Below are 17,015 nucleotides of genomic sequence, written 5' to 3'. Positions count from 1 at the left end.
GAATGACAAAACAACGTATTTTTGTCGCCGGTCATCGCGGAATGGTGGGTTCCGCGATTGTTCGCCAGCTGGAACAGCGCGGTGACGTAGAGGTGATTGTCCGCACCCGCGACGAGCTGAACCTGCTCGACAGCCGCGCGGTACAGGACTTCTTTGCTAACGAACGCATTGACCAGGTGTATCTGGCGGCGGCGAAGGTGGGCGGCATTGTTGCTAACAACACCTACCCGGCGGATTTCATCTACGAAAACATGATGATCGAGAGCAACATCATTCACGCGGCGCATCTGCACAACGTGAATAAGCTGCTGTTCCTCGGGTCGTCCTGTATTTACCCGAAAATGGCGAAGCAGCCGATTGCCGAGAGCGAACTGCTGCTGGGCACGCTGGAGGCCACCAACGAGCCGTACGCGATTGCCAAGATTGCCGGGATCAAGCTGTGCGAGTCCTACAACCGTCAGTACAACCGCGACTATCGCTCGGTGATGCCGACGAACCTGTACGGACCGCACGATAACTTCCACCCGAGCAACTCGCACGTGATCCCGGCGCTGCTGCGCCGCTTCCACGAGGCGACCGCCGAGAACGCGGCGGATGTGGTGGTGTGGGGCAGCGGTACGCCGATGCGCGAGTTCCTGCACGTGGACGACATGGCTGCGGCCAGCATTCACGTGATGGAGCTGGATCGCGAAGTGTGGCAGGAGAACACCGAGCCGATGCTGTCGCACATCAACGTCGGTACCGGCGTGGACTGCACCATTCGCGAGCTGGCGCAAACCATCGCGCAGGTAGTGGGCTACAAAGGCCGCGTGGTGTTTGACGCCACGAAACCGGACGGCACGCCGCGCAAGCTGCTGGACGTGACCCGTCTGCATCAGCTGGGCTGGTATCACGAGGTGTCACTGGAGCAGGGTCTGGCCAGTACCTACCAGTGGTTCCTGGAAAACCAGCACCGCTTCCGGGGGTAACGATGTTTTTAAGTCAGGAAGATTTTGCCACGGTAGTGCGTTCCACTCCGCTCATCTCAATTGATTTGATCGTGGAGAACGAACGCGGCGAGTTCTTGCTGGGGAAACGAACCAACCGTCCTGCACAGGGCTTCTGGTTCGTGCCCGGCGGGCGCGTGCAGAAGGATGAGACGCTGAGCGATGCGTTTGAGCGTCTTACTCTGGCGGAACTGGGCCTGCAGCTGCCGATGGCAGCGGGCCAGTTTTACGGGGTCTGGCAGCACTTCTATGACGATAACTTTTCAGGCACCGGGTTCACCACGCACTACATCGTGCTGGGATTCCGCCTGAAGGTGAGTGAGGCAGACCTGCGTCTGCCTGATTCTCAGCATGACGACTACCGCTGGCAGACGCCAGAGGCGCTGCTGGCCAGCGACAATGTGCATGACAACAGTCGTGCCTATTTCCTGGCCGATCGTCAGTCCGGAGTGCCGGGCTTATGAAAATTTTAGTGTACGGAATCAACTACTCGCCGGAGCTAACCGGCATCGGGAAATACACCGGCGAGATGGTCGAGTGGATGGCGAGCCAGGGACATGACGTGCGGGTCATTACCGCGCCGCCGTACTACCCGGAGTGGAAAGTGGGGGAGCGCTACTCAAGCTGGCGCTACCGTCGCGAAGAGGGCGCAGCGACCGTCTGGCGCTGCCCGCTCTACGTTCCGAAGCAGCCCTCGACGCTGAAGCGGTTACTTCATCTGGGCAGCTTTGCCCTGAGCAGTTTTTTCCCGCTGATGGCGCAGCGTCGCTGGAAGCCGGATCGCATCATCGGCGTGGTGCCGACGCTTTTTTGCACGCCGGGCATGCGTCTGCTGGGCAAACTCTCCGGCGCGCGCACCCTGCTGCACATTCAGGATTACGAAGTTGACGCCATGCTGGGCCTGGGGATGGCAGGCAAAAGCAAGGGCGGCAAGGTGGCGAAGCTCGCCAGCGCGTTTGAGCGCAGCGGCCTGCACAACGTGGATTACGTCTCGACGATCTCGCGCTCGATGATGAACAAGGCGCAGGAGAAGGGCGTCCCGGCGGAGAAAGTCATTTTCTTCCCGAACTGGTCCGAAGTGGCGCGTTTTCGCGATGTGACAGAACAGGATGCTCATGCCCTGCGCGCGCAGCTCGGTTTGCCTGAAGATCAAAAAATCATTCTTTACTCAGGCAACATCGGCGAAAAGCAGGGGCTGGAGAGCGTGATTGAAGCGGCCCAGCAGCTTAGCAAACATCCGTGGACGTTTGTGGTTGTCGGGCAGGGCGGTGGAAAAGCGCGGCTGGAAAAAATGGCCGGCGAACGTGGCCTGAGCAACGTGAAATTTTTCCCGCTTCAGTCTTACGAGGCATTGCCTGCGCTGCTGAAGATGGGCGACTGCCATCTGGTGGTGCAAAAACGCGGCGCCGCGGATGCGGTGCTGCCGTCCAAGCTGACCAACATTCTGGCAGTGGGCGGCAACGCGGTGATTACGGCAGAAGCCGAAACAGAATTAGGCCAGCTGTGCGACAGCTATCCGGGAATTGCCGTGTGCGTGGAGCCGGAATCGGTCCCGGCGCTGGTGACCGGAATTGAGCAGGCACTTGCCATGCCAAAAGTGAACACGGTGGCATGTGAATATGCCGAACGCACGCTCGAGAAAGAGAACGTGCTGAGCCAATTTATTGCAGATATACGGGGATAAATCATGAGTCAAACCACTTTGTATCCGGTTGTGATGGCTGGTGGCTCTGGTAGCCGGTTGTGGCCGCTGTCCCGCGTGCTCTATCCAAAACAGTTCCTCTGCCTGAAAGGGGATCTCACCATGCTGCAGACGACGGTAAACCGTCTGCACGGCGTGGAGTGTGAAAGCCCGGTGGTGATTTGTAACGAACAGCACCGCTTTATTGTTGCCGAGCAGCTGCGCCAGCTGAACAAACTCACCGAAAACATCATCCTGGAGCCTGCCGGTCGTAACACCGCGCCTGCGATCGCCCTGGCGGCGCTGGCGGCAAAACGCAGCAGTCCAGACTGTGACCCGCTGATGCTGGTCCTCGCGGCAGACCACGTTATCCAGCAGGAAGACGCGTTCCGCGACGCGGTGCGTGCGGCCATTCCTTACGCCGAGAGCGGCAAGCTGGTGACCTTCGGCATCGTGCCGGATCTGCCGGAAACCGGCTATGGCTACATCCGCCGCGGCAGCGTGACGCCGGGTGAAGGCGACAGCGTGGCGTTTGACGTGGCGCAGTTTGTTGAAAAACCGAATCTGGAAACCGCGCAGGCGTATGTCGGCAGCGGTGAGTATTACTGGAACAGCGGGATGTTCCTGTTCCGTGCCGGACGCTATCTGGAAGAGCTGCGCAAATACCGCCCGGATATTCTGAACGCCTGCGAGAAAGCGATGGCGGTGGTGGACCCGGATCTCGACTTCATCCGCGTGGATGAAGAGGCGTTCCTCGCCTGCCCGGAAGAGTCCATTGACTACGCGGTGATGGAACGTACGGCAGACGCCGTCGTGGTACCGATGGATGCGGGCTGGAGCGATGTGGGCTCCTGGTCCTCCCTGTGGGAGATCAGCGCCCATACCCCGGAGGGTAACGTCCACCACGGCGATGTTATTAGCCACAAAACGGAAAACAGCTACGTCTACGCCGAGTCCGGTCTGGTCACCACGGTTGGGGTGAAAGATCTGGTGGTAGTCCAGACCAAAGACGCCGTGCTGATTGCCGACCGTAACGCCGTGCAGGACGTTAAAAAAGTGGTGGAGAAGATCAAGGCGGATGGTCGCCACGAGCACCATATTCACCGCGAAGTCTATCGTCCGTGGGGGAAATATGACTCCATTGACTCCGGTGACCGCTATCAGGTGAAACGCATCACCGTGAAGCCGGGCGAGGGGCTGTCGGTGCAGATGCACCATCACCGCGCCGAGCACTGGGTGGTGGTTGCGGGTACCGCTAAAGTCACTATCGACGGTGAAGTCAAACTGCTGGGTGAAAACGAGTCCATTTATATTCCGCTGGGGGCGACGCACTGTCTGGAGAACCCGGGGAAAATTCCTCTCGACTTAATTGAGGTGCGCTCCGGCTCGTATCTGGAAGAGGACGATATCGTGCGCTTCCAGGACCGCTACGGGCGGGTGTAGCACTCTGCATTATGCCCGGTGGCGCTGCGCTTGCCGGGCCTACGAATGACAAAAAAATCAATTTGGCCATTTAGTGGTCAGGGCCGACTGTTGCCTGAAAAAGGGGTCATCATGGAAAAATTAACCTGTTTTAAAGCCTACGATATTCGCGGCAAGCTGGGCGAAGAGCTGAATGAAGACATCGCGTGGCGCATTGGCCGCGCGTACGGCGAATATTTAAAACCGCAGACCATCGTGCTGGGCGGCGACGTGCGCCTGACCAGCGAGTCCCTGAAGCTGGCTCTGGCGAAAGGGCTGCAGGACGCGGGCGTGGACGTGCTGGATATCGGCCTTTCCGGGACCGAAGAGATTTACTTTGCCACCTTCCACCTGGGCGTGGACGGCGGTATCGAAGTGACGGCCAGCCACAACCCGATGGACTACAACGGCATGAAGCTGGTGCGCAAGGGCGCCCGTCCTATCAGCGGCGATACCGGCCTGCGCGACGTGCAGCGCCTGGCGGAAGCCAACGATTTCCCGCCGGTGAACGACGCGAAGCGCGGCAGCTACAAAAAAATTAACCTGCAGAAAGACTACATCGACCACCTGCTGGGCTACATCAACGTGGCGAACCTCAAGCCGCTGAAGCTGGTGATTAACTCCGGTAACGGCGCGGCCGGCCCGGTGGTGGATGCCCTCGAAGCGCGCTTTAAGGCGCTGAACGTGCCGGTCACCTTCATCAAGGTGCACAACACCCCGGACGGCAACTTCCCGAACGGTATCCCTAACCCGCTGCTGCCGGAGTGCCGCGACGACACCCGCAACGCGGTGATTGAGCACGGTGCCGATATGGGTATCGCCTTTGACGGCGATTTCGACCGCTGCTTCCTGTTCGACGAGAAAGGGCAGTTCATCGAGGGCTACTACATTGTCGGCCTGCTGGCGGAAGCGTTCCTCGAGAAAAACCCGGGCGCGAAAATCATTCATGACCCGCGCCTTTCCTGGAACACCGTTGACGTGGTGTCAGCGGCAGGCGGCACGCCGGTGATGTCCAAAACCGGCCACGCCTTCATCAAAGAGCGCATGCGCGAAGAAGACGCCATCTACGGCGGCGAGATGAGCGCCCACCACTACTTCCGTGATTTTGCCTACTGCGACAGCGGGATGATCCCGTGGCTGCTGGTGACCGAGCTGCTGTGCCTGAAGGGGCAGACGCTGGGCGAGCTGGTGCGCGACCGCATGGCGGCGTTCCCGGCGAGCGGGGAGATCAACAGCAAGCTGGCGGAGCCAGCCGAGGCCATTGCCCGCGTGGAGCAGCACTTTGCGATTCACGCGCTGGAAATTGACCGTACGGACGGCATCAGCATGGCGTTCCCGCAGTGGCGCTTTAACCTGCGCTCGTCCAACACCGAGCCGGTGGTGCGCCTGAACGTGGAATCCCGTGCTGATACGGCGCTGATGGAAGCCCGAACGAAGGACATTCTGGCGCTGTTGAATCAGTAACAATTGCCCCTCCCGGTGGGAGGGGGAACCGAATACAGGAACAACGATGACGAATCTAAAAAAACGCGAACGAGCGAGAACGAATGCATCGTTAATCTCTATGGTGCAGCGTTTTTCTGATATCACCATCATGGTCGGTGGATTGTGGGCGGTGTGTCGGATCGGCGGGCTGCCGTTCTTATACATGCATCTGCTGATGGCACTGATCGCGCTGGTTGTGTTTCAGATGATCGGCGGGATGACCGATTTCTACCGCTCGTGGCGCGGCGTCAAAATGACCACCGAACTGATGCTGTTGCTGCAGAACTGGACCCTGAGCCTGATCTTCAGCGCTGGCCTGGTGGCGTTCAGCCATGATTTTGATAATCGCCTCGTCACCTATCTCTGCTGGTATCTGCTGACCAGCGTCGGCATGGTGGTGTGCCGTTCACTGATCCGCTTTGGCGCGGGCTGGCTGCGTAACCGGGGCTATAACCGTCGCTTCGTTGCCGTGGCGGGCGATCTGCCGGTCGGGAAGGTGCTGCTCGACAGCTTCCGCAAAGAGCCGTGGTTAGGGTTTGAAGTGGTCGGGATTTATCACGACGCGAAGCCGGGCGGCGTGCCTGCGGACTGGGCGGGTAATTACGAACAGCTTATTGAAGACGCGAAAGCCGGCAAAATTCACAACGTCTACATCGCCATGCAGATGAGAGACGAGTCCCGCATTAAGCATCTGATGCGCGAGCTGGCGGACACCACCTGTTCGGTGATCCTGATCCCGGACGTGTTTACCTTCAACATTCTTCACTCCCGTATTGAAGAGGTGAACGGCGTGCCGGTGGTACCGCTGTACGACACGCCGCTGTCGGGCATTAACCGCGTGCTGAAGCGCGTGGAAGATATCGTGCTCTCTTCACTGATCCTGCTGCTGATTTCGCCTGTTCTGTGCTGCATTGCCCTGGCGGTGAAGCTGAGCTCTCCCGGCCCGGTTATCTTCCGCCAGACCCGCTACGGTATGGACGGTAAGCCGATTATGGTGTGGAAATTCCGCTCCATGAAGGTGATGGAAAACGACAAGGTGGTGACTCAGGCAACGCAGAACGATCCGCGCGTCACCCGCGTGGGGAACTTCCTGCGCCGCACCTCGCTGGACGAACTGCCGCAGTTTATCAACGTCTTCACCGGCGGCATGTCGATTGTTGGACCGCGTCCACACGCGGTGGCGCACAACGAGCAGTACCGCTCGCTGATTGAAGGCTACATGCTGCGCCATAAGGTGAAGCCGGGCATCACCGGTTGGGCGCAGATCAACGGCTGGCGCGGCGAAACCGACACGCTGGAAAAAATGGAAAAACGTATCGAATTCGATCTGGAGTACATCCGTGAATGGAGTATCTGGTTCGATATCAAGATTGTTTTTCTGACCATCTTCAAAGGTTTCGTGAACAAAGCGGCGTACTAAGATGAGCTTACGTGAAAAAACCATCAGCGGGGCGAAGTGGTCAGCGATGGCGACCATCGTCATCATTGGCCTCGGTCTGGTGCAGATGACCGTGCTGGCGCGCATTATTGATAATCACCAGTTCGGTCTGCTGACCGTCTCGCTGGTGATTATCGCGCTGGCCGATACGCTGTCTGATTTTGGTATTGCCAACTCGATTATCCAGCGCAAAGAGATCAGCCATCTTGAGTTGACCACCCTCTACTGGCTGAACGTGGGGCTGGGGATTTTCGTGTTCGTGCTGGTATTCCTGCTGAGCGACACCATCGCCAGCGTGCTGCATAACCCGGATCTGGCTCCGCTGATGCGCACGCTGTCGTTTGCTTTCGTGGTGATCCCGCACGGGCAGCAGTTCCGCGCGCTGATGCAGAAAGAGCTGGAGTTCAACAAGATCGGCATGATCGAGACCAGCGCGGTGCTGGCGGGCTTTACCTTCACCGTGGTGAGCGCCCATTTCTGGCCGCTGGCGATGACGGCCATTCTGGGATACCTGGTTAACTCTTCCGTGCGCACGCTGCTGTTCGGCTACTTTGGCCGCAAGATCTACCGTCCGGGGCTGCATTTCTCTCTCGCGTCCGTCTCGTCCAACCTGCGCTTTGGCGCGTGGCTGACGGCGGACAGCATCATCAACTATGTGAATACTAACCTGTCGACGCTGGTGCTGGCGCGTATTCTTGGCGCGAGCGTGGCGGGGGGCTACAACCTGGCCTACAACGTCGCGGTGGTGCCGCCAATGAAGCTGAACCCGATAATCACCCGCGTCCTGTTCCCGGCGTTTGCCAAGATTCAGGACGACACCGAGAAGCTGCGCGTCAACTTCTACAAGCTGCTTTCCGTGGTGGGGATCATTAACTTCCCGGTGCTGCTGGGGCTGATGGTGGTTTCCAGCAACTTCGTGCCGCTGGTGTTTGGTGAGAAGTGGAACGGCATCATCCCAATCCTGCAGCTGCTGTGCGTGGTGGGGCTGCTGCGCTCCGTGGGGAATCCGATTGGTTCCCTGCTGATGGCAAAAGCGCGCGTGGACATCAGCTTTAAGTTCAACGTGTTCAAAACCTTCCTGTTTATTCCGGCGATTATCGTCGGCGGGCATATGGCGGGCGCCATCGGCGTTACGCTGGGCTTCCTGCTGGTGCAGGTAGTCAATACCGTTCTGAGCTACTTCATCATGATCAAGCCGGTGCTGGGCTCCAGCTACCGTCAGTACATCCTGAGCCTGTGGCTGCCGTTCTATCTCTCATTGCCGACCCTGGCGGTGAGCTACGGCCTGGGCATCATCCTCAGCGGCCACCTGCCGCTGGCCGCGCTGCTGGCGGTACAGGTTGCCGCGGGCGCGCTGGCATTCGTCGTGATGATTGTGCTGTCACGCAATGCGTTGGTGGTAGAGATGAAGCGCCAGTTTTGCCGTAACGAAAAAATGAAAACGCTGCTTCGCGCAGGCTAGTTATTTAAGAGGCCATTATGAAATTATTAATTCTTGGCAACCATACCTGCGGCAACCGTGGCGACAGCGCCATCCTGCGCGGTTTACTGGATGCAATTAACACCCTTAAGCCTGAGACCGAAGTGGACGTGATGAGCCGTTATCCGGTCAGCTCATCCTGGTTACTGAACCGCCCTGTGATGGGCGACCCGCTCTACAGCCAGATGAAACAGCATAACAACGCCGCGGGCGTGATGGGCCGCGTGAAGAAGGTGCTGCGCCGTCGCTACCAGCACCAGGTGCTGCTTTCCCGTGTGACCGATACCGGCAAGCTGCGCAACATCGCTATCGCGCAGGGCTTCACCGATTTTGTTCGTCTGCTGTCCGGCTATGACGCCATTATCCAGGTTGGCGGATCGTTCTTCGTCGATCTCTACGGCGTGCCGCAGTTTGAGCATGCGCTTTGTACGTTCATGGCGAAAAAACCGCTGTTTATGATTGGCCACAGCGTCGGGCCATTCCAGGATCCGCAGTTTAACCAGCTCGCAAACTACGTTTTCGGCCACTGCGACGCGCTGATCCTGCGCGAGTCGGTCAGCCTCGACATGATGAAGCGCAGCGAAATTGACACCTCAAAAGTTGAGCACGGCGTGGATACCGCCTGGCTGGTGGATCACCAGGACGATAGCTTCCAGCCGAGCTACGCGGTGCAGCACTGGCTCGATGTGGCGGCGAAACAGAAAACCGTCGCCATAACCCTGCGCGAGCTGGCGCCCTTTGATAAACGTTTAGGCACAACGCAGGCGGCGTATGAGAAAGCCTTCGCCGACGTGGTGAACCGCGTGCTTGACAGCGGTTACCAGGTGCTGGCGCTCTCAACCTGTACCGGTATCGACAGCTACAACAAAGATGACCGCATGGTGGCGCTGAACCTTCGCAGCCTTGTGAACGATCCGTCCCGCTATCATGTGGTGATGGACGAACTGAACGATCTGGAGATGGGCAAGCTGCTCTCCGCCTGCGACCTGACCGTGGGCACGCGCCTGCACTCCGCCATTATCTCCATGAACTTTGGCACGCCGGCCATTGCCATCAACTATGAGCACAAATCAGCAGGCATCATGCAGCAGCTTGGTATGCCGGAAATGGCCGTGGATATCCGTCATCTTCTGGATGGTTCGCTGGGTGCGATGGTGGGGGACACCCTGGGTCAACTGCCTGCCATCAATGAACGCCTGGCCGTGGCGGTGAAAGCCGAGCGCGAGAAGGGCATTGGGATGGTGAAATCGGTACTTGACCGCGTACGGGAGGGGAAATGAAGGTTGGTTTCTTCTTACTGAAATTTCCGCTGTCGTCTGAAACGTTTGTCCTGAACCAAATCACCGCGTTTATCGATATGGGATATGACGTGGAGATTATCGCCCTGCAAAAGGGCGATACCCAAAACACCCATGCGGCGTATACCCAGTATGGCCTGGAGGCGAAAACCCGCTGGCTGCAGGATGAGCCGTCCGGGAAGCTGAGCAAGCTGCGCCACCGGGCCAGCCAGACCTTACGCGGGATCCACCGCGCGTCGACGTGGCGGGCCCTGAATGTTTCCCGCTATGGGTCTGAATCTCGCAATCTCATCCTGTCGGCCATCTGCGGGCAAACGGCGCAGCCGTATCGTGCCGACGTGTTTATCGCCCACTTTGGCCCGGCGGGCGTCACCGCCGCGAAGCTGCGCGAGCTGGGCGTGATTGACGGTAAAATTGCGACCATCTTCCACGGTATCGACATCTCCAGCCGCGAAGTCCTGAACCACTACACGCCGGAGTATCAGCAGCTTTTCCGCCGCGGCGACATGATGCTGCCGATCAGCGACCTGTGGGCCGGACGCCTGAAAAACATGGGATGCCCGGGAGAAAAAATTGCCGTTTCGCGTATGGGCGTGGACTTAACGCGCTTCACTCGGCGTCCTGTAAAGGTGCCGGGAAAGCCGCTGCAGATCATCTCCGTTGCTCGTCTGACCGAGAAGAAAGGCCTCCATGTGGCCATTGAAGCCTGCCGCCAGCTGAAAGCGCGCGGGGTGGATTTCCACTATCGCATTCTCGGCATTGGGCCGTGGGAGCGTCGTCTGCGCACGCTTATCGAACAGTATCAGCTGGAAGATGTCGTAGAGATGCCGGGCTTCAAGCCGAGCCACGAGGTCAAGGCCATGCTCGATGAGGCGGATGTGTTTCTGCTGCCCTCGGTGACGGGCGCCGATGGCGATATGGAAGGCATTCCGGTGGCGCTGATGGAGGCGATGGCCGTAGGTATTCCTGTGGTATCAACCCTGCACAGCGGGATCCCGGAGCTGATTAAGTCTGACCACTCCGGCTGGCTGGTGCCGGAGAATAACGCGATGGCCCTTGCGGACCGATTAGCTGCCTTCAGCGACATCGACCAGCAGGCGCTTGAGCCCGTGCTCCATAATGCCCGACAAAAAGTGGAAGCCGATTTTAACCAGCAGGTGATTAACCGCCAGTTAGCGAGCCTGCTGCAAACGCTGTAACGCCGAGGATGTATGCTGAAAAAGATTACCCGACGCACCTTTGTCTCTTCTCTGTCCGTTCTGGCGGCCACGCCGCTGCTGTCGTCACGCATTGCGCGGGCGGCAGCCGGAAGAACGGTCTCTGTTAATCAGTACAATAACAACGACTGGATCGCCGCCTTTAAGCAGGCGTTTAATGACGGCGACACCGTCGTGGTCCCTGCCGGGCTCACCTGCGAAAACATCAATACGGGCATTTTCATTCCCGACGGTAAAACGCTGCTGATCCGCGGGGCGTTAACCGGCAACGGGCGCGGCCGCTTTGTTCTGCAGGAAGGCAGCAAAGTGATAGGCGAAGGCGCTGGTCGCACGGAGAACATTACGCTCGACGTTCGCGGCTCTGACTGCGTCATCAAAGGGCTGGCCATGAGCGGTTTTGGCCCGGTGACGCAGATCTACATCGGCGGCAAGAAACCGAGCGTGATGCGTAATTTGCTGATTGATAACATCAGCGTAAGCCAGGCCAACTACGCCATCCTGCGCCAGGGTTTCCACAACCAGGTGGATGGCGCCCGCATCACCAACAGCAAATTTAGCCATCTGCAGGGGGATGCGATCGAGTGGAACGTCGCCATCAACGATCGCAATATCCTGATCTCCGATCATGTCATCGACAACATCAACTGCACCAACGGCAAGATCAACTGGGGCATCGGCATTGGCCTCGCCGGCAGCACCTACGATAACGACTATCCGGAGAAGCAAACCGTCAAGAACTTCGTGGTGGCCAACATCACCGGCAGCAACTGTCGCCAGCTGGTGCACGTTGAAAACGGCAAGCATTTTGTTATCCGCAATATCAAAGCCAAAAATATTACTCCCGACTTCAGTAAAAAGGCGGGAATAGACAACGCCACGGTGGCCATTTATGGCTGTGATAATTTCATTATTGATAATGTCGATATGGTGAACAGCGCCGGAATGTTAATCGGCTATGGGGTGATAAAAGGCGATTATTTATCCATCCCGCAGAACTTCAAGCTCAACAATATTCACCTCGATAATCGACAGCTTGCGTATAAATTGCGCGGAATACAGATTTCGTCCGGTAACGCCACCTCGTTTGTGGCGATAACTAACGTGGAGATGCAACGTGCTACGCTGGAATTACACAATAAGCCGCAGCATCTTTTTTTACGAAATATCAATGTGATGCAGGAATCTGCTGTGGGTCCCGCCCTGAAGATCAACTTCGACCTGCGCAAGGATGTGCGGGGTAAATTCATGGCGAAAGACGAGACCCTGCTGTCGCTGGCGAACATAAAAGCTGTGAATGAGAAGGGGCAGAGTTCGGTGGATATTGACAGGGTCGACCAGCAGGTGGTGAATGCGGAAAGGCTGAACTTTGCGCTTCCGCACAGATAATCGACAATCGTCTGTTTTGAGACTATTCCTGGCATAAAAGCGCGATCGAATCAGATTACAACTACAGAAATTTGTGATGCGAAGGCGTAACATTGCCCAAGGATTACGGCAAATCATGCTGGCGAAAACAGGTTAAAGAGCTATAATTCGTCAACCATTTTAAGGTGGAAGAAATAATGATTAATTTGAAAGCAGTCATTCCGGTAGCAGGCCTGGGCATGCATATGCTGCCAGCCACAAAAGCCATTCCTAAAGAGATGCTGCCGATCGTCGACAAGCCAATGATTCAGTACATTGTCGACGAGATTGTTGCTGCAGGGATCAAAGAAATCGTCCTGGTTACCCACTCGTCCAAGAATGCGGTAGAAAACCACTTCGACACCTCTTACGAACTCGAAGCGCTGCTTGAGCTGCGCGTTAAGCGCCAGCTGCTGGCGGAAGTACAGTCAATCTGTCCGCCGGGCGTGACCATCATGAACGTGCGCCAGGCGCAGCCGCTGGGCTTGGGCCACTCTATTCTGTGTGCTCGTCCGGTTGTGGGTGACAATCCGTTTATCGTTGTTCTTCCGGACATTATTATCGATACGGCTTCTGCCGATCCGCTGCGTTACAACCTGGCGGCAATGGTGGCACGTTTCAATGAAACCGGCCGTAGCCAGGTGCTGGCAAAACGCATGAAGGGCGATCTCTCCGAGTACTCCGTTATTCAGACTAAAGAACCGCTGGAGACGGAAGGGCAGGTGAGCCGCATCGTTGAGTTCATCGAAAAACCGGATCAGCCACAGACGCTGGATTCGGACCTGATGGCAGTGGGTCGCTATGTTCTGAACGCAGATATCTGGGCGGAACTGGAAAAAACCGAGCCAGGCGCCTGGGATCGTATCCAACTGACCGACGCGATTGCAGAACTGGCGAAGAAGCAGTCTGTGGATGCCATGCTGATGACCGGCGACAGCTATGACTGCGGTAAGAAAATGGGGTATATGCAGGCGTTCGTGAACTATGGGCTGCGTAACCTGAAAGAAGGGGCGAAGTTCCGTAAGAAAATTGAAAAACTTCTGGAAGAGTAAATTTTCGAACCTGTGTTTGTCTAAGTTGATGAGAAAACGACAGATGATACTTGGAGCACATTTTAATGTGTCCCTCGTCTCCTCTGTCGTTTTGTTTTTAGCACGTAACTCGATGTGTAGGACGTCTTACGGTTTTGAATACCAAACGGTTGGTTTTTCTTGTTTTGACCTGTAATTAATACCACAATACTGGATTCGCTGTGGCTGCTATGGACGCTGCAGTCTGAGTAACAAAATATAAAATTCAACGTCTCATGCAGACTTAGTGCACTGGTAGCTATTGAGCCAGGGGCGGTAGCGTGTTCAAACATGAACCTCCAGCGTTGAGATGTATATATGCGACTTGAAGAGGTATGCATGATCGGTTTACTCAATCGTTTGCTATTAAAGTTGAAGTTAGCAACAAAATTCCGAAATAAAATTCAAGTGGGTGATAATGTATTCATTCACAAGAACCCCACTTTCATTGTGAGATCGAATGAAGATCGCAACGGTATCTTTATCCATGATGGGGTTTATATCGGCAGAGATGTAAACATTCATACTGCCTCTAAGATTGTGATATCAAAAAATTGCGTTATCAGTGACTATGTTTATATAAGCACGCTAGCTCATGGTATAGATCCTGAACTGGGGCCTATCCTCACCCAGAAAGATATTGACAAAGGGCAGATAATTCTAGGTGAGAACGTTTTTCTTGGGTTCAATACTAAAATCTTGCCGGGGGTAACGCTCGGTGATTGGACCATCGTAGGGACGGGGGCTGTTGTCACGAAATCCTTCCCAGGCTTTTGCGTAGTAGCAGGTAACCCAGCCCGCATCATCAAGACGTACAATCATAGTTCACATGAATGGGAAGCAGTGAATGTTGCTAAATAAAATAGTGAATGCCTTCCATTTATTTGTTTCACAGGTTAAGTATAAAACCTGTATGAAATCTTTTGGGCGTCGTAGTAGGATTATCTCGCCCATGCTCATCGCAAATCCGCAATATATTGAGGTTGGGCAGCGAGTTTTAATAAGAAACGGTTTAAGGCTAGAAGTGGTTGACCCTCAAAATGAGGTTGTCATCAGTATTGGTGATAATGTCAATATTGAACAGAATTGTCATATTATTGGCCGCGTAAAAGTTGCTATTGGTAACAATGTAACTATTACCGGGAATTGTTCCATTGTTGATGTTAGCCATCCTTTCGAAAATATTCATGATACGAAAAAAATTGGTGACCGAATTTCAAGTATTCAACAGCCAGTTACTATAGGTGATGGTTCTTTTATTGGTTTTGGATCGCATATTTCTCCCGGTGTTACGATTGGAAAAAATTGCGTCGTTGGTGCTGGTTCAGTAGTGACTAAATCAATACCTGATTATTCGGTTGTCGCAGGTGTTCCAGCCAAAGTTATAAAGTATTATTCATTTGAAGAGAATAAATGGGTCAGTGCAAGAAGTTGATATCAGTACTTTAAAACCCTTGGCTTCAATTATATAAAAGAGATCGTGATGAAAATATTAGTTACTGGTGGTGCCGGATTCATCGGTTCGGCATTAGCGCGTTACATTATTAACTCGACAACTGATTATGTGGTGAATGTTGATAAGTTAACCTATGCAGGTAACCTTCAGTCTTTAAAAGACATTGAAAATAGCGATCGTTATGCTTTTGTTCATGCTGATATTTGCGATGCACAGGCGTTAGACGAAATCTTTTCAACTCATAAACCTGATGCAGTAATGCATCTGGCAGCAGAAAGTCACGTTGACCGTTCAATAACCGGCCCTGCTGCGTTTATTGAAACGAATATAGTTGGAACCTACGTCTTGCTTGAAGCAGCCAGAAAATACTGGCAAACCCTGGAAGGTGAAAAGAAACAGAGATTCCGTTTCCATCATATTTCAACCGATGAAGTGTATGGAGATCTTCCTCATCCTGATGAATGGGATAATAAAAAAAGTCTTCCATTATTTACTGAGCAAACCGCCTATGCTCCAAGCAGTCCTTACTCTGCCTCTAAAGCATCAAGCGATCATTTAGTTCGCGCGTGGCATCGTACTTATAATTTCCCAACTATTGTGACTAACTGTTCAAACAATTATGGACCTTACCATTTCCCAGAAAAATTAATCCCGCTGGTAATTCTCAATGCATTACAAGGAAAACCGTTGCCTATTTATGGTAAAGGCGATCAAATCCGTGACTGGTTATACGTTGAGGATCATGCCCGCGCACTCTATACCGTTATCACGGAAGGGATCGTAGGTGAAACCTACAATATCGGCGGTTATAATGAGAAAAAGAATATTGAAGTAGTACAGACTATCTGCGATATCCTTGACGAAATAAAGCCGAAGAATACCTCGTATAACGAACAAATCACTTATGTTGCCGATCGCCCAGGCCACGATCGACGCTATGCAATTGATGCCAGTAAAATCACTCAAGAACTCGGCTGGAAACCTCAAGAGACCTTTGAATCTGGTATTAAGAAAACGATTCATTGGTATCTTGATAACCAGGATTGGGTCCAAAATGTTATGAGCGGTGCCTATCAGGACTGGATCAACAAAAATTACGAGCAACGTTAATCTTTTCAACCCCGTCATAAGAAGCATTGAACATGTCAAAAAGAAAAGGAATTATTTTAGCCGGTGGTTCAGGTACCCGCCTTTACCCTGTGACGATGGCGGTTAGTAAACAGCTGCTGCCAATCTATGATAAGCCGATGATTTATTATCCATTAAGCACGCTGATGCTTGCTGGCATTCGGGATATTCTCATCATAAGCACACCTCAGGATACCCCTCGCTTTGAGCAATTACTTGGTAACGGTAAAAAATGGGGACTGAACATCGAATATAAGGTCCAGGAAAGTCCTGATGGCCTTGCTCAGGCATTTATAATTGGTGAAGAATTTATCGGTAACGATTCTTGTGCTTTAGTCCTTGGCGACAATGTTTTCTATGGTCACGATTTGCCAAAAGAACTTGAAATGGCAATGAATCAGGAAAAAGGAGCTACGGTCTTTGCCTATCATGTAAAAGACCCTGAACGCTATGGCGTGGTAGATTTCGATGAGAACGGCAAAGCGCTTTCTTTAGAAGAAAAACCACTGAAGCCAAAAAGTAATTACGCTGTGACTGGTCTCTATTTTTATGATAATGACGTCATTGAGATGGCTAAACAGCTGAAACCGTCAGCGCGTGGTGAATTAGAGATCACTGATATTAACCGCCTCTACCTGGAAAAAAATTCGCTCTCAGTTGCTATTATGGGACGTGGATATGCCTGGCTTGATACAGGAACGCATGAGAGTCTAATTGAGGCAGGTAACTTTATTCAGACAATCGAATCACGTCAGGGGCTCAAAGTTTCTTGTCCGGAAGAGATTGCTTATCGTAAAGGTTTCATTGATAAGAAACAGTTAGCAAAATTAGCCAAAGAGCTCAATAAAAATGACTATGGCAAATATTTGCAGCATTTAGCTAAAGATTGAAATCCAACATTAAGTACTAAA

15 protein-coding genes are annotated in these 17,015 nt (G+C 54.0%); all 15 read left to right on the top strand.

Going from position 1 to position 17,015, the window contains the following annotated elements:
- The first annotated feature begins 2 nt into the window (after nt 1-2).
- Nucleotides 3-968 carry a GDP-L-fucose synthase gene (gene fcl, locus KIF87_RS04140; protein ID WP_213327980.1) on the top strand — a complete coding sequence of 322 codons (966 nt, stop codon included), beginning with the start codon at nt 3-5 and terminating at the stop codon, nt 966-968.
- 2 nt (nt 969-970) lie between these two features.
- Nucleotides 971-1,450, top strand: a complete 480-nt coding sequence (locus tag KIF87_RS04135) for a GDP-mannose mannosyl hydrolase (RefSeq protein WP_024908101.1) — start codon at nt 971-973, stop codon at nt 1,448-1,450.
- A complete protein-coding gene (gene wcaI, locus KIF87_RS04130; protein ID WP_213327979.1) occupies nt 1,447-2,670 on the top strand; it encodes a colanic acid biosynthesis fucosyltransferase WcaI in 1,224 nt (407 codons plus the stop codon). Before KIF87_RS04135 ends, wcaI begins: the two co-directional genes overlap by 4 nt.
- Nucleotides 2,671-2,673: 3 nt before the next feature.
- Nucleotides 2,674-4,110, top strand: coding sequence for a mannose-1-phosphate guanyltransferase (cpsB, locus tag KIF87_RS04125; RefSeq protein ID WP_213327978.1), 1,437 nt, complete (start codon nt 2,674-2,676; stop codon nt 4,108-4,110).
- Nucleotides 4,111-4,221: 111 nt separating this feature from the next.
- Nucleotides 4,222-5,592 carry a colanic acid biosynthesis phosphomannomutase CpsG gene (gene cpsG / locus KIF87_RS04120; protein WP_213327977.1) on the top strand — a complete coding sequence of 457 codons (1,371 nt, stop codon included), beginning with the start codon at nt 4,222-4,224 and terminating at the stop codon, nt 5,590-5,592.
- Between the two features lie 46 nt (nt 5,593-5,638).
- Nucleotides 5,639-7,033, top strand: a complete 1,395-nt coding sequence (gene wcaJ / locus KIF87_RS04115; protein ID WP_213327976.1) for an undecaprenyl-phosphate glucose phosphotransferase — start codon at nt 5,639-5,641, stop codon at nt 7,031-7,033.
- 1 nt (nt 7,034) lies between these two features.
- Complete coding sequence (wzxC, locus tag KIF87_RS04110) at nt 7,035-8,513, top strand: colanic acid undecaprenyl disphosphate flippase WzxC (protein WP_063144520.1); 1,479 nt, start codon at nt 7,035-7,037, stop codon at nt 8,511-8,513.
- 17 nt (nt 8,514-8,530) lie between these two features.
- The gene (wcaK, locus tag KIF87_RS04105; protein WP_033145972.1) at nt 8,531-9,811 is read left to right on the top strand and encodes a colanic acid biosynthesis pyruvyl transferase WcaK; all 1,281 of its coding nucleotides are present in this window, start codon (nt 8,531-8,533) and stop codon (nt 9,809-9,811) included.
- On the top strand, nt 9,808-11,028 hold the full coding sequence (gene wcaL, locus KIF87_RS04100) for a colanic acid biosynthesis glycosyltransferase WcaL (RefSeq protein WP_121423371.1): 1,221 nt from the start codon (nt 9,808-9,810) through the stop codon (nt 11,026-11,028). The genes wcaK and wcaL overlap by 4 nt, the downstream gene beginning before the upstream one ends.
- A 12-nt stretch (nt 11,029-11,040) precedes the next feature.
- A complete protein-coding gene (wcaM, locus tag KIF87_RS04095) occupies nt 11,041-12,432 on the top strand; it encodes a colanic acid biosynthesis protein WcaM (RefSeq protein WP_213327975.1) in 1,392 nt (463 codons plus the stop codon).
- A 176-nt stretch (nt 12,433-12,608) separates the two neighbouring features.
- Nucleotides 12,609-13,502: a GalU regulator GalF gene (gene galF / locus KIF87_RS04090; protein WP_213327974.1), complete on the top strand. Its 894-nt coding sequence runs from the start codon at nt 12,609-12,611 to the stop codon at nt 13,500-13,502.
- A 357-nt stretch (nt 13,503-13,859) separates the two neighbouring features.
- Complete coding sequence (locus KIF87_RS04085; protein WP_213327973.1) at nt 13,860-14,381, top strand: acyltransferase; 522 nt, start codon at nt 13,860-13,862, stop codon at nt 14,379-14,381.
- A complete protein-coding gene (locus KIF87_RS04080) occupies nt 14,368-14,955 on the top strand; it encodes an acyltransferase (RefSeq protein WP_213327972.1) in 588 nt (195 codons plus the stop codon). The genes KIF87_RS04085 and KIF87_RS04080 overlap by 14 nt, the downstream gene beginning before the upstream one ends.
- A gap of 48 nt (nt 14,956-15,003) precedes the next feature.
- Nucleotides 15,004-16,086: a dTDP-glucose 4,6-dehydratase gene (rfbB, locus tag KIF87_RS04075; protein ID WP_213327971.1), complete on the top strand. Its 1,083-nt coding sequence runs from the start codon at nt 15,004-15,006 to the stop codon at nt 16,084-16,086.
- A 32-nt stretch (nt 16,087-16,118) separates the two neighbouring features.
- Nucleotides 16,119-16,994, top strand: a complete 876-nt coding sequence (rfbA, locus tag KIF87_RS04070) for a glucose-1-phosphate thymidylyltransferase RfbA (protein WP_039262639.1) — start codon at nt 16,119-16,121, stop codon at nt 16,992-16,994.
- Nucleotides 16,995-17,015: the final 21 nt, after the last annotated feature.

The sequence above is a fragment of the Enterobacter sp. 120016 genome (assembly GCF_018383635.1).
Lineage (GTDB): Bacteria > Pseudomonadota > Gammaproteobacteria > Enterobacterales > Enterobacteriaceae > Enterobacter > Enterobacter asburiae_D.
Note: the sequence above shows the minus strand (reverse complement) of the source record. Positions and strands in the feature narration are given on the sequence as shown.

Coding starts and splice junctions, on each gene's coding strand:
- fcl (WP_213327980.1), top strand. CDS start 3: ATGACAAAACAACGTATTTTTGTCGCCGGTCATCGCGGAATGGTGGGT.
- KIF87_RS04135 (WP_024908101.1), top strand. CDS start 971: ATGTTTTTAAGTCAGGAAGATTTTGCCACGGTAGTGCGTTCCACTCCG.
- wcaI (WP_213327979.1), top strand. CDS start 1,447: ATGAAAATTTTAGTGTACGGAATCAACTACTCGCCGGAGCTAACCGGC.
- cpsB (WP_213327978.1), top strand. CDS start 2,674: ATGAGTCAAACCACTTTGTATCCGGTTGTGATGGCTGGTGGCTCTGGT.
- cpsG (WP_213327977.1), top strand. CDS start 4,222: ATGGAAAAATTAACCTGTTTTAAAGCCTACGATATTCGCGGCAAGCTG.
- wcaJ (WP_213327976.1), top strand. CDS start 5,639: ATGACGAATCTAAAAAAACGCGAACGAGCGAGAACGAATGCATCGTTA.
- wzxC (WP_063144520.1), top strand. CDS start 7,035: ATGAGCTTACGTGAAAAAACCATCAGCGGGGCGAAGTGGTCAGCGATG.
- wcaK (WP_033145972.1), top strand. CDS start 8,531: ATGAAATTATTAATTCTTGGCAACCATACCTGCGGCAACCGTGGCGAC.
- wcaL (WP_121423371.1), top strand. CDS start 9,808: ATGAAGGTTGGTTTCTTCTTACTGAAATTTCCGCTGTCGTCTGAAACG.
- wcaM (WP_213327975.1), top strand. CDS start 11,041: ATGCTGAAAAAGATTACCCGACGCACCTTTGTCTCTTCTCTGTCCGTT.
- galF (WP_213327974.1), top strand. CDS start 12,609: ATGATTAATTTGAAAGCAGTCATTCCGGTAGCAGGCCTGGGCATGCAT.
- KIF87_RS04085 (WP_213327973.1), top strand. CDS start 13,860: ATGATCGGTTTACTCAATCGTTTGCTATTAAAGTTGAAGTTAGCAACA.
- KIF87_RS04080 (WP_213327972.1), top strand. CDS start 14,368: ATGTTGCTAAATAAAATAGTGAATGCCTTCCATTTATTTGTTTCACAG.
- rfbB (WP_213327971.1), top strand. CDS start 15,004: ATGAAAATATTAGTTACTGGTGGTGCCGGATTCATCGGTTCGGCATTA.
- rfbA (WP_039262639.1), top strand. CDS start 16,119: ATGTCAAAAAGAAAAGGAATTATTTTAGCCGGTGGTTCAGGTACCCGC.